This window comes from Stenotrophomonas capsici (genome assembly GCF_034961085.1).
GTDB classification, from domain to species: Bacteria; Pseudomonadota; Gammaproteobacteria; order Xanthomonadales; family Xanthomonadaceae; genus Stenotrophomonas; species Stenotrophomonas capsici.
The window spans coordinates 1-11,783 of sequence record NZ_JAYFUH010000128.1 but is presented as its reverse complement, the minus strand read 5'-3'; the positions used below and the strand labels follow the sequence as shown (position 1 = coordinate 11,783).

The 11,783-nt window shown below is 67.9% G+C and carries 10 protein-coding genes, 1 pseudogene and 1 riboswitch; of the genes and pseudogenes, 5 read left to right on the top strand and 6 right to left on the bottom strand.

Features of this window, described 5'->3' with window-relative positions; translation table 11 throughout:
• Window positions 1–108: 108 nt before the first annotated feature.
• Window positions 109–1,968 (bottom strand): TonB-dependent vitamin B12 receptor, encoded by a 1,860-nt coding sequence (gene btuB, locus VA603_RS09730; RefSeq protein WP_192287723.1) that lies wholly within the window; start codon window positions 1,966–1,968, stop codon window positions 109–111.
• A 118-nt stretch (window positions 1,969–2,086) separates the two neighbouring features.
• A riboswitch (cobalamin riboswitch) is annotated at window positions 2,087–2,323 on the bottom strand.
• 138 nt (window positions 2,324–2,461) lie between these two features.
• On the opposite strand from btuB, the gene cobT reads away from it, so the two are divergent.
• The 3 genes from cobT to cobS are packed head-to-tail and all read left to right on the top strand — an operon-like array spanning window position 2,462 to window position 4,844.
• A complete protein-coding gene (gene cobT, locus VA603_RS09725; RefSeq protein ID WP_323438681.1) occupies window positions 2,462–3,532 on the top strand; it encodes a nicotinate-nucleotide--dimethylbenzimidazole phosphoribosyltransferase in 1,071 nt (356 codons plus the stop codon).
• Window positions 3,529–4,116: a histidine phosphatase family protein gene (locus VA603_RS09720; RefSeq protein ID WP_192287721.1), complete on the top strand. Its 588-nt coding sequence runs from the start codon at window positions 3,529–3,531 to the stop codon at window positions 4,114–4,116. Before cobT ends, VA603_RS09720 begins: the two co-directional genes overlap by 4 nt.
• Window positions 4,113–4,844 carry an adenosylcobinamide-GDP ribazoletransferase gene (gene cobS / locus VA603_RS09715; RefSeq protein ID WP_323438680.1) on the top strand — a complete coding sequence of 244 codons (732 nt, stop codon included), beginning with the start codon at window positions 4,113–4,115 and terminating at the stop codon, window positions 4,842–4,844. The genes VA603_RS09720 and cobS overlap by 4 nt, the downstream gene beginning before the upstream one ends.
• 53 nt (window positions 4,845–4,897) lie before the next feature.
• Here the strand turns inward: cobS and VA603_RS09710 are convergent, their stop codons facing one another.
• The 5 genes and pseudogenes from VA603_RS09710 to queD form a co-directional block, all read right to left on the bottom strand.
• Window positions 4,898–5,260 (bottom strand): TfoX/Sxy family protein, encoded by a 363-nt coding sequence (locus VA603_RS09710; RefSeq protein WP_132865725.1) that lies wholly within the window; start codon window positions 5,258–5,260, stop codon window positions 4,898–4,900.
• Window positions 5,257–5,739, bottom strand: a complete 483-nt coding sequence (locus VA603_RS09705) for a GAF domain-containing protein (protein ID WP_132865724.1) — start codon at window positions 5,737–5,739, stop codon at window positions 5,257–5,259. The genes VA603_RS09710 and VA603_RS09705 overlap by 4 nt, the downstream gene beginning before the upstream one ends.
• Window positions 5,740–5,811: 72 nt before the next feature.
• Window positions 5,812–6,048: pseudogene (locus VA603_RS09700) on the bottom strand (GAF domain-containing protein); the annotation flags it as partial.
• A 196-nt stretch (window positions 6,049–6,244) separates the two neighbouring features.
• Window positions 6,245–6,604: a phasin family protein gene (locus VA603_RS09695; RefSeq protein WP_192287718.1), complete on the bottom strand. Its 360-nt coding sequence runs from the start codon at window positions 6,602–6,604 to the stop codon at window positions 6,245–6,247.
• 257 nt (window positions 6,605–6,861) lie between these two features.
• Window positions 6,862–7,218 (bottom strand): 6-carboxytetrahydropterin synthase QueD, encoded by a 357-nt coding sequence (queD, locus tag VA603_RS09690; RefSeq protein WP_132865722.1) that lies wholly within the window; start codon window positions 7,216–7,218, stop codon window positions 6,862–6,864.
• A gap of 200 nt (window positions 7,219–7,418) precedes the next feature.
• Here queD and VA603_RS09685 point away from each other — a divergent pair, with 200 nt between their 5' ends.
• Window positions 7,419–10,049, top strand: a complete 2,631-nt coding sequence (locus tag VA603_RS09685; RefSeq protein WP_132865721.1) for a TonB-dependent receptor plug domain-containing protein — start codon at window positions 7,419–7,421, stop codon at window positions 10,047–10,049.
• Window positions 10,050–10,346: 297 nt separating this feature from the next.
• Window positions 10,347–11,783: M14 family zinc carboxypeptidase (locus VA603_RS09680; RefSeq protein WP_323438679.1), on the top strand; the 1,437-nt coding region annotated here is incomplete at its 3' end.

Below are 11,783 nucleotides of genomic sequence, written 5' to 3'. Positions count from 1 at the left end.
GGCGGGGACTTTGCCGGTAACGCCTCCGCGGAGCACGGCCCTGTTCCATAACACCCAAGAAAATGCCCCGGCGAACCGGGGCATTCTTCATTGCTCGTTACTTGGTAATTATTTGGAGCGGTAACGCAGCGTCAGCTGGTACTCGCGGCCCGGCTGGTTGTACCAGGCAACGGTTTCGTACGCGCGGTCGAACACGTTGGCGGCCTTGGCCTGGACACTCCATGCATCGTTGATGGCGTACTCAGCGCGCACATCCACGGTGCCATAGCCGGCCAGACGCACCGTGTTGGCGGCGTTGTCGAAGCGGTGGCCGCTGCCGGCCGCGGTCACGCCCAGGCGCACCGGGCCGAAGCTCTTGTCCACGTCCAGGCGACCGCTGGTGCGCGCACGACGGGCCAGCAGGTTGTCGTAGGTGGCCGCGCCGGAGGTGTGGTCGCGCGGGTCGGTGAAGCTGGCCTGGGCGTTGATGTCGAAACCGGCCAGCGACAGGTAGCCGGTCAGCTCGGCGCCACGGATGCGGGCCTCGGCGACGTTGACGATGTTGAAGCTGCTGTCGTAGCCGATCAGCTGGTCCACGCGGGTTTCGTACGCGTTCAAGGTCCAGTTCCAGTTGTCGGCGTACTGCGCGATGCCGATGTTCAGGCTCTTGGACTCTTCCGGCTTCAGGTCCGGGTTGCTGAAGCCCGGGTAGTACAGGTCATTGAAGGTCGGTGCCTTGAAGCCGGTGCCGGCGCTGGCGGTCAGGCGGAAGCCGTTGCCGAAGGCGAAGCCGTAACCCAGGCTGCCGGTGGTGTGGTTGCCGAACTGCTCGTTGTCGTCATTGCGCACGCTGGCCTGCAGCGAGTGCGCGCCGAACTGGCCCTGGTACTCGACGAACACGCCGAGGTTGTCGCGGTCCCCGATGTCGTAGGCGGTGGAGCTGGTGACCTTGTCGTTCTGCCAATCGGCACCGGCGGTCAGCTGCTGGCCTTCGGCGAACTGGAAGTCGCCCTGCACGCTGGCGGTGTCGCGACGGGTGTCGAAATTACTGGCGAAGGTGCGGCTGCCGTTGGCGGCGAAGTAGTTGTCGGCCTGGTCGCGGTTGCGGCCGACCTGTGCGGTCAGCTGGAACGCATCGGACGCGGCCCATGCCAGCTTGCCGCCGTAGACCTGCTGGCGGTTGTCGGCCTCGTTGCCGCCGAAGATGCTGCCGTCGTATTCGTTGAAGCTGTCGGCGTTGAGCACGTGGCCTTCCAGGCTCAGCGTGTCGGTCAGCGCATAGCCGCCGCGCACGTTGATCGAGGTGTTGCGGTAGCCGTCGCGGTCCGGTTCATCGGCGAAGCAGCCAGCGCCCCAGCCAGCGGCGGTGCCGCGGCAGGCATTGATGCCATCGGTCTTCTGGTAGCCGCCCTGGGCCGAGATCCAGCCGCGCTCGCCACGGTTGCTGAAGCCGGCGCTGGCCTGGCGCAGGTTGTTGCTGCCGGCGGTGATGGACAGGTTCTGCTGCAGGCCCTGGCCGGCGGTGCGGGTGAAGATCTGGATCACGCCGCCGATGGCCTCGGAGCCGTACAGGCTCGAACGCGGGCCGCGCACGATTTCAACGCGCTCGATCTGGTCCACCGGCAGGTCCTGCAGTGCGGCCATGCCGCTGGTGGCCGAGCCCACGCGCACGCCATCCACCAATACCAGCACCTGGTTGGAGTTGGTGCCACGCAGGAACAGCGAGGTGATCTTGCCGGTGCCGCCCTGGTTGGCGAAGTCCAGGCCGGCGCGTCCGCGCAGCAGCTCCAGCACCGAGTTGGCCTGGCTGCGGTCGATCTGGTCGCGGTCGATCAGTTGCACCGGGACCACGCTGGCCTCGACGGCAACCGGGGTACGGGTGGCGGTGACGGTGACGTCGTCCAGGTCGGTGGTCCTGGACTGCGCGGCGGCAACGGCCGGCAGCGCCATCAGTACGGCGAGGGAGAGGGTGTGGTAATGCAGTTTCATGCTTGCTCCTGGGCCTGCGCGCTCCCGCGCAGACAAACGGGTGGGGCTGCCAGGAGAGGGAAGGGACGGAAGCAGGCGCGCACGCGGCGCCGCAGCCGCCGCCATGCCCTCCGCATCGCAACCAGTCGGCTTTCGGGCCGGTCTCCGGACTCGCAGGCGAAGCAGCATGGCTGCTTCCGGTCAGGCGCCTTCCCGTGCCTTGCACAGTGGCGGTGTTGCCTGGCCTTGTCCTGCTTACCGTTGCGGGGGCAGCGCCGGAATGGCGACAGGCTGGAGATCCAGCCGTGCGCGGCACCGGCTTCCCGTTTCAACCCGCCGGCCAAGCCGGTGGGTCACCCGAAAGTGCGCGCATTCTATGCCATTGGCCCTGACGGTGCCCGTGAATGCACATCACGCCCTGCTGCGCGGTGTCCTGAGGTTCCCGGGCGTGGCGGTCCGCAATCCCGTGGCGGCGGCTAAAATGCCCGATTGCCTTGGCAGTATCGGAACACTCGTGACAGAAACATGGTTCGGGCAGGCCTGCGGGCTGCCTTCGCAGGAGCACCGGCAGCAGGCCATCGTCCGCCAGCGGCAGCTGACCAAGCCGGAAGGTGCGCTGGGCCGGCTGGAAGCCTTGGCCATCGAACTGGCGGCGCTGCAGGGCACGCTGCAGCCACAGGCCCGGCGGGTACCGGTGCTGGTGTTCGCCGGCGACCACGGCGTGGCCGCGCAGGGCGTCTCGGCCTATCCGGCCGAAGTCACCGTGCAGATGCTGCACAACTTCGCCGCCGGCGGTGCCGCCATCGCGGTGCTCGCGCGTGAGCTGGGCCTGCCGTTGCACGTGTGGGACGTGGGCAGCCGCGCCACGCAGCCGATCGCCGGCGTGGTCAGCGACAAGCCCCGGCCGGGCACGGACGACTTCAGCGTCGGGGCGGCGATGTCCGCGGCGGATCTGCACGCGGTGTTCGACGCCGGCCGCCGTGCGGTGGATGCGGCCTGTACCGACGGTGCCGACCTGCTGGTGTTCGGCGAGATGGGCATCGGCAACACCACCGCCGCCAGTGCGCTGGCCGCCGCGCTGGGGCCGCTGCCGCTGGAAGACCTGGTCGGTGCCGGCACCGGGCTGGACGCGGTGCGCATGGTGCAGAAGAAGAACATCATCGCCCGCGCGCTGGCCCTGCACGGCGAGGCGATCAACGCCGCGGCATCGCCCGGGATGGAAGCCCTGCAGCGCGTGGGTGGGCTGGAGATCGCCGCGATCAGCGCGGCGATGATCCGCGCCGCGCAGCGCAGGGTGCCGGTATTGGTGGATGGCTTCATCGTTTCGGCGGCGGCGTTGGCCGCGGTACGCATCAATCCGGGCGTGCGCCCGTGGCTGCTGTTCTCGCACCAGTCGGCCGAGCGCGGCCATCTGCACCTGCTGGACGCGCTGCAGGCACAGCCGCTGCTGTCGCTGGACCTGCGGCTGGGCGAGGGCTCCGGTGCGGCGCTTGCGTTGCCGCTGGTGCGCATGGCGTGCGCGCTGCACAACGGCATGGCCACCTTTGCCGAAGCGGCGGTCGCCGATCGCGAGGGCACGCCATGATCCTGGACCTGATGCGACATGCCTCCACCGGCCGCTCCGGCCACCTGGACGGCCGTACCGACCCGCCTCTGATCGACGGTGCGATGGATGCGCTGTACCGCAGCCATGCCGGCATCGGCTGGAGCCGGGTGATCAGCTCGCCGCGCCGACGCGCGCTGGACACCGCGCATGCATTGGTGGCCGGCAGCAACCAGTTCTGCGAGATCCACCCGGACTGGGCCGAACTGGATTTCGGTGACTGGGACGGCCTGCACTTCGACCAACTGCCCGCCGAGCAGCTGGCCGCGTTCTACGAGGAACCGCACGACACGGTGCCGCCCAACGGCGAGTCGTGGCCGCAGTTCCGGGCGCGCGTGGAGGAGCAGCTGCATCGCCTGGTGGACGAGGACGACGGTGACGGCCAGCCGGTGCTGGTGGTCAGCCACGCCGGCGTGCTGCGGCTGGCGGTATCGCGCGTGTGCGGCATGCCGTTGTCGGTGTTGTGGGCGATGCGCATCGACTATGGCACCCGCGTGCGCCTGCGCGTGGAGCGCGGCGACGATGGCCGCCTGTGGGGCGAACTGCTGGAGTTGCGGCAGGCATGAGCATGCGCCGGCTGGTCCTCGCCATCCAGTTCCTGACCCGGCTGCCGACGCCGCAGGTACGGGACTTCCGCCAGGAGGACCTGAGCCGTTCGGCGGTGTACTACCCGTTGGTGGGAGCGATCATCGGCGTCCTGCTCGCGCTGCCGCTGTACGGCTTCGCCGACCGTCCGTGGCTGGCCGGGGTGCTGACCCTGCTGGTCTGGGTGTGGGTGACCGGCGCGCTGCACCTGGACGGGTTGGGCGACGTGGCCGACGCCTTCGGCGCATCGCATCGCGATCCGCAGCGTTTCCTCGAGGTCCTCAAGGACCCGCACATGGGCGTGTTCGGCGTGGTCACGCTGGTGATGCAGCTGCTGCTCAAGTTCGTGCTGCTGACCGAGCTGGCGGTCAGCCCGCTGTGGTACGGCATCGTGCTGGTGCCGGTCTGGGCCCGCTGGGGCACCTTGTGGTGGAGCCGGCGGTTGCCCTCGCTGCATGGCGCCGGCATGGCCGAGCGGTTTTCATGGCAGCTGAGCCTGCGTTCGATGTGGCTGTGGGCGGTGCTGCTGGCGGTGATCACCGCGATCGTCGCCTGGCCGTTGCTGGTCGCCCTGCTGCTGGTGCCGCTGGTGGCGCTGTACTGGCGTCGCCGGCTGGGGGGCATTTCCGGCGATTGCCTGGGCGCCAGCGTCGAGGTCACCGAAACGATGCTGCTGGCGGTGCTGGTGATAGCGGCAGGCGTGTCCTGACAACACACGGTGTCGCGGGAGCGGCCTTGGCCGCTCCTGCACACAAGCGTGGCTCACTCCTCGCCGAAGCGGATCTCGCCGGTTTCCTCGGGCTCGTCCTCCGGCTGCATGCGCGTCTCGTGCACGGGGCCGGCCACCTGCGCGGCGCGCAGCGTGGTCAGCTCGCCGGCCACCGCTTCGTACTCGCAGACCAGTTGTTGCCGGCGTGCCTCGGGTACCTCCTGCCAGTGGCAACCCACCAGCGCGCCTTCCAGCGAATACAGCAGGTTGAGGCTGGGCTTGAAGCCGGCCCGGCGCACCTTCATGAAGGCGCCCACCGCACCGACCGCGGCGATGTCCTGTTCGGTGCGCAGGCCGACCTGGCGCAACCAGGCCGCGCTCTTCGGGCCGATGTTGCGCAGCTTGGTGGTGCTCACCGCAGCGCCTCGACGAAAACCTGCGCGATGGCTTCCAGCCCGAGCTGGTCATCACCATCGAAGCGCGCCAGCACCGGGCTGTCGATGTCGAACACGCCGACCAGTTCGCCATCGCGTACCAGCGGCACGACCAGTTCCGAACGCGAGGCCGAGTCACAGGCGATATGGCCCGGGAACGCATCCACGTCCTCGATGCGCTGGGTCTGGCGGGTGCTGGCCGCCGCGCCGCACACGCCCTTGTGCAGCGGGATGCGCACGCAGGCCGGCAGGCCCTGGAATGGCCCGACCACCAGTTCGGTGCCGTCGTAGAAGTAGAAACCCACCCAGTTCAACTGCGGCAGTGCGTGGTAGACCAGCGCCGACAGGTTGGCCGCGTTGGCGATCCGGTCGGTTTCGCCGTGTACCAGGGCGCGGGCCTGGGCCAGCAACTGGGCGTACTGTTCCGGCTTGCTGCCGGTAAGCGTGTTGGTGCTGAACATCGTGAGAGTCTAACCGCGACGGGGCCGGTGATTTTGCCACCGCAGGCGCATTGCCGCGCCGCCCGCGCTGTGCAGCGGGATGCGCACGCAGGCCGGCAGGCCCTGGAATGGCCCGACCACCAGTTCGGTGCCGTCGTAGAAGTAGAAACCCACCCAGTTCAACTGCGGCAGTGCGTGGTAGACCAGCGCCGACAGGTTGGCCGCGTTGGCGATCCGGTCGGTTTCGCCGTGTACCAGGGCGCGGGCCTGGGCCAGCAACTGGGCGTACTGTTCCGGCTTGCTGCCGGTAAGCGTGTTGGTGCTGAACATCGTGAGAGTCTAACCGCGACGGGGCCGGTGATTTTGCCACCGCAGGCGCATTGCCGCGCCGCCCGCGCGTCACTGCCTCCTGCAAGGCAGGCCGGTGGCGGCAACGGACGGGCAAAAAAAGACCCGTCAGCGGGAGGGGATGCTGACGGGTCTGGGATTGCGCGGGGGAGGGGACCGCGCAAATTCGGTTGCAGGTTCAGCGCGTCTTGCCGCTGGCCTTGGGCGTGGCGGTGAACGGCTGGCTGGCCAGTGCACCCAGCGCCTCGCTGGTCTTCAGGTTCAGGCCGATCACTTCCTGTCCGGCCGAGGCAAGGCGCTCGAAGTTGTCACGTGCCAACTGCATGCCCTTGGGCAGCAACGCCTGCAGGTCGGCCTGGGCGCCGGCCTGGGCCAGCTCACCGAAGAAGCCCGCGGTGGCATTGGTGTTCCGTTCCAGGGTGCGCAGCTGCACCCCGAACACGCTTTCGGCATTCTCCAGCGTCAGCCGGTTCGCGCGGTTGGCCGCGGCGGCGAGCTGCTGGGTGTAGCTGCTGAAATCGTTGAACTGGGCGGACATCACGGCGTTCCGGAGGGCCTTTGTTGCGTTGCAGCATAGCGCGGATTTTGCGCAGTGCAACACCGCGGGACAGATTTTTCTGACCCATTCAGTTTTGCGCGCCGTTTCCCCGCCCTTTCGCCGCAGGCGGAGGGGAGGGGGGAGCGCTTGGCGCGGTGCCGGATGTCGGCAGTGATGCGCCGCCGATGCAAGTGGGCGGGCCGGTGCCTGTACTGGCTTCGCGGCCGAGGCCGCGCCTACGGCAGGGCTGGCGCCCTTCAGCTGCCGCGATAGCTGCAGCCGGAGGTGCAGGTCTCATGCACCACCACTTCACTGAGCAGCGGCAGCGAAGGCTTCAAGCGTTCCCAGATCCACATGGCCAGGCGCTCGCTGGTCGGGTTCTCCAGGCCGGGGATGTCGTTGAGGTAGTGATGGTCCAACTGGTCATACAGCGGCTGGAAGGCGGCCTTCAGGTCACTGAAGTCCATGATCCAGCCGGTGTCGGCGCCCGGTTCGCCGCTGACCCGCAGTTCCACGCGGAACGAGTGGCCGTGCAGGCGTGCGCACTTGTGGCCCGGCGGCACGTTGGGCAGCCGGTGTGCGGCTTCGAGGGTGAAAACCTTGAAAATATCCATGCGCGCAATTGTAGGGCGATGACAGGCCATGTGCCGGCCCGGTCCGATGCGGGCCGCGGACGCAGGTTTTCATATATTCATCCATCTTGATGAAGAGATGTAACTTTTCGTCATGTGTGGATGAGCGGAGGTTATTGGCCGGACATTTACCGCGCATGTCCTACTTGCCGGGCAATTTCCGCTTCCTCCCCCCCGAGCTCATGCCCAATCGTTCCCTGCTTGCCATCGCCGTCGCGGCTGCCGCCGCGGCGCTCTCCCCCCACGCCTTCGCCGAGGCCGCCAACGACAGCAAGACGCTGGAGGCGGTGCGAGTCACCGGCTCCAACATCAAGCGCAGCGACACCGAGACCGCCAACCCGGTGCAGGTGATCGAACGCCAGCAGCTGGAGGAATCCGGCAAGGCCACCGTCGCCGACCTGCTGCGCTCCATCTCCGCCAACACCGGCAACGCCGCCAACGAAACCAGCAACAGCGGCTGGGCCTCGGGCTCGGCCGGCATCGGCCTGCGTGGCCTGTCGCAGAAGAACACGCTGGTGCTGCTCAACGGCCGCCGCTTGGCCAACTATGGCTTCCCGTCCGGTGGCCTGTCCGACACCTTCGTCAACCTCAACGCGTTGCCGCTGGTGGCGGTGGAGCGCATCGAAGTGCTCAAGGACGGCGCCTCGGCCGTGTACGGTTCCGACGCGGTGGCCGGCGTGGTCAACATCATCACCCGGCAGGGCTTCGAGGGCGCCGAGCTGGGCGTCAGCGGCGGCACCTCCGACGCCGGCGGCCTGGACCAGCAGAACGTCAAGTTCATCGGTGGCATCGGTGACCTGGACACGGATGGCTACAACATCCTGGTCTCGCTGGAAGGCTACAACCGCGACCGCCTGGACCAAGACCAGCGTGCGCTGACCCGCTCGGGCATCTACACCGACCTGGCCGGTGGCCGCTGGAACGGCTGGTCGGCCAAGGGCGCGCGCTTCCTGGTCAACGGCAAGTCGGTGCCGATGCTCGATGCCAGCGGCAACTGCCCGGAAGGCACGGTGCTCACCGCCAGCGCACCGATCGACGGCCTGGCCGGCGATACCTGCGCGTTCAACCAGGCGCCATACACCACGCTGATCCCGTCGACCAAGCGCTGGCAGGCCTACGTCAACGGCACGCTGCGCCTGAATGATTCGGTCGATGCGTTCGCCGAAGTGATCTACAGCGACATCAAGGGCGTGTCCTGGTTCGGCTCCAGCCCGTTCTTCACCCTGGAAAGCGGGCGCTTTGCGCTCAACGCCGACACCGGGCTGGCCGAGCCGGTGCGTTCGACCTTGCCCGCCGGCAACCCGTACAACCCGTACGGCGTGGACGTGCCGATCGAATACACGTTCTTCAACCTCGGCGGCACCATCAAGACCAACCGCTCCAAGGCGTACCGCGGGGTGGTTGGCCTGCGTGGCAGCGGCGAGAAGTGGGATTGGGAAGTGGGAGCATTCCAGGCCGCGAGCAAGGAGCGTGAAACCGTCTCCGGCGGCTTCGCCAACCGCTGGGCGCTGTACGACGCGCTCGCGTCGGGCAGCTACAACCTGCTCAACCCGTCGGCGACCGACCCGGCCGTGCTCAAGGCCATCGGCCTGAGCACGCTGCGCCCGGCCGATTCGGTGCTCAAGGGCCTGGATGCCAAGGTCTCCGGCACGCTGGGCTCGACCTGGGCCGGCACCATCGGCTTCGCCGCCGGCGCCGAATGGCGCCAGGAAACGCTGGACTCCGACAACCCCTGGCAGATCGATGCCGGCCTGCAGGTGCGTCCGGCCATTGCCGAGGTGCACGGCGAGCGCAAGGTCAGCGCCGCCTACGCCGAACTGAACGTGCCGCTGCACAGCACGCTGGAGCTGCAGGCCGCCGCGCGCGCGGACCACTACAGCGACTTCGGCAATGCGTTCTCGCCCAAGCTGGGGCTGCGCTGGCAGCCGCTGGACTGGCTGCTGGTCCGCGCCGCGGCCTCGCGCGGTTTCCGTGCACCGTCGCTGTCGGAGAACTCGGCCTCCACCAGCATCGCCTACGGCTCGGTGGTCGATCCGCACGATCCGGACGTGGCCGGTTCGCGGCAGAACCCGACCTTCTTCACCGTCGGCAACAACAACCTGGACCCGGAGCGCACGCGCAGCTTCAACGCCGGCATCGTGCTCTCGCCGTGGCAGCGCACCAGCCTGAGCGTGGACTACTACCGCATCAAGCTGGACAACCTGATCGGCAGCGGCAACACCACCACGCTGGTGGCCGAGAACAACCCGGCCAACGTGCTGCGTGATGCGCGCGGCAAGCTGCTGGCCGTCTACAACCGCTACCAGAATCTGAGCGAGCTGGAGACCTCCGGCATCGACGTGGAACTGCGCCAGGGCTGGTCCACCGCGCGCCTGGGTGCGTTCGGCCTGTCCTCGGCGCTGACCTATGTCATCGACTACAAGCGCCCGCAGGTCACCGGCGGCCCGCTGGTGGACTACGCCGGCTCCAACCTCGGCCCGTCCCTGCCCGATACCAAGGCCACCACCACGCTGGACTGGTCGCTGGGCGACTGGCGCACCGCACTCACCTGGTACTACACCAGCGGCTACGACCAGGAAGGCAGCGCCGCGGCCAAGGCGGTGCAGAAGGAGGTGGCCAGCTACAGCCAGTTCGACCTGTACCTGGGCTACACCGGCATCGACAAACTCACCGTCTACGCCAAGGTGCAGAACATCGGTGACCGTCAGCCGCCGCATGACGCGACCTTCCCGGGCGTGCGCGCTCCGTACGACTTCAGCCAGTACGACCTGCGCGGCCGCTACTACACGGTGGGCTTCGACTACCGCTTCTGACCGTGGGCCCCTCTCCCGCGTGCGGGAGAGGGAGCGTCACGCATTGACTCATGCCTTTCCCGCATGCGGGCGCTTGGCACATTGACTCAAGCCCCTCTCCCGCATGCGGGAGAGGGGTTGGGGTGAGGGCCGAACGGGTGTCCGCAGTGGCTCGGCTCGATCCACCCCCGTACGCCACAACCCAACGCCCGAAGCGCCTTCATCCGCCCCTACGGGGCACCTTCTCCCATGCGTGGGAGAAGTGAACAGCCGGCACCGTTCGTGATCCGTGCCAAACAACCGGGGAATCCGTCGCCCATGTCATTTCGCCTTGTCCTTGTCCTGTTGCTCGCGGCAGCTGTCAGCGCAACACCGGCCTTCGCCCAATCCAGCTACTACTTTCCAGCCGCGCAGCAGTTCGATGCGAAGGTGCCCTCGCCGCAGCAGTTCCTCGGTTACGACATCGGCAGCCAGTACACCCGGCACGATCAACTGGTGGCGTACTTCAACGAACTGGCGCGTGTTTCGGAACGTGTCACCGTCGAGGTCATCGGCCAGAGCTACGAACATCGCCCGCTGTTGCTGGTGACCATCACTTCGCCGCGCAACCATGCGCGCCGCGCGCAGATCCTGGCGCAGCGACAGGCGCAGGTGGACCCGGCGCAATCGGCCCCGGGCGCCGACGCGCCAGCGGTGGTCTGGCTGGGCTACAGCGTGCATGGCAACGAGACCTCCAGTGCCGAGGCGGCCCTGCTCACGGCGTACTATCTGGCCGCCAACCAGGACGCGGAAACCGCGCGCTGGCTGGACGAGGCGGTGGTGGTGATCGATCCGGCGCAGAACCCCGACGGGCGCGACCGCGCCGCCAACTGGCACAACGCCTGGGGGTCTCGCCCGCCGTCGGCCGACCCGGCCGACAAGGAGCACGTCGAGCCGTTCCCCAGTGGCCGCGTCAACCACTACTTCACCGACCTCAACCGCGACTGGCTGGCCCTGGCACAGGCCGACAGCTGGCCCAAGGTCGCGCAGTTCCATCGCTGGTACCCGAACATCCAGATCGACTTCCACGAGATGGGCAAGGACAGCACCTACTACTTCGAGCCCTCGCCGAAGAGCATGGAAAGCCCACTGCTGCCGAAGTCCTCGTACGCGGCCAACCACTGGCTGGCGCGCTTCCATGCGCAGGCGCTCGATGCGTTGGGTTCGCTGTACTACACCGGCGAGAACTTCGACAACTTCTCGCCGATCTACGGCTCCACCTATCCGGACTTCCACGGCGGCGTCGGCGTCACCGTGGAGCAGGCCAGCTCGCGCGGCTTGGTGCAGGAGTCGGTCAACGGTCCGCTGCATTTCAACTTCACCATCCGCAACCAGGTCGCGACCGGGTTGGCCAGTGTGCGCGGGGCGGTCGAGGACCGGGTGCGTCTGCTCGCCTTGCAGAAGGACTTCTTCCGCAGCGCGTTGACGCAGGCGGCGGCTTACCCGGTGCGGGACTGGGTGTTCGGTGATGCCGCCGACCCCACGCTCACCCACCGCTTGCTGGCCGTGCTGCTCCAGCATCGCATCCAGGTGCACGCGCTGGCCCGCGATGTCGAGGTCGATGGCAAGCGTTTCCAGGCCGGTTCGGCCTACGTGGTACCGGCGCGACAACCGCAGTTCCGGCTGGCCCATGCGATCTTCGAGTTCACGCCGCCGGTGAAGGGCGACGTGTTCTACAGCGGAACCTCCTACGCCGTGGCCGCTGCCTATGGGCTG

Coding starts and splice junctions, on each gene's coding strand:
- VA603_RS09720 (WP_192287721.1), top strand. CDS start 3,529: ATGATCCTGGACCTGATGCGACATGCCTCCACCGGCCGCTCCGGCCAC.
- cobS (WP_323438680.1), top strand. CDS start 4,113: ATGAGCATGCGCCGGCTGGTCCTCGCCATCCAGTTCCTGACCCGGCTG.
- queD (WP_132865722.1), bottom strand. CDS start 7,218: ATGGATATTTTCAAGGTTTTCACCCTCGAAGCCGCACACCGGCTGCCC.
- btuB (WP_192287723.1), bottom strand. CDS start 1,968: ATGAAACTGCATTACCACACCCTCTCCCTCGCCGTACTGATGGCGCTG.
- VA603_RS09705 (WP_132865724.1), bottom strand. CDS start 5,739: ATGTTCAGCACCAACACGCTTACCGGCAGCAAGCCGGAACAGTACGCC.
- VA603_RS09695 (WP_192287718.1), bottom strand. CDS start 6,604: ATGTCCGCCCAGTTCAACGATTTCAGCAGCTACACCCAGCAGCTCGCC.
- VA603_RS09685 (WP_132865721.1), top strand. CDS start 7,419: ATGCCCAATCGTTCCCTGCTTGCCATCGCCGTCGCGGCTGCCGCCGCG.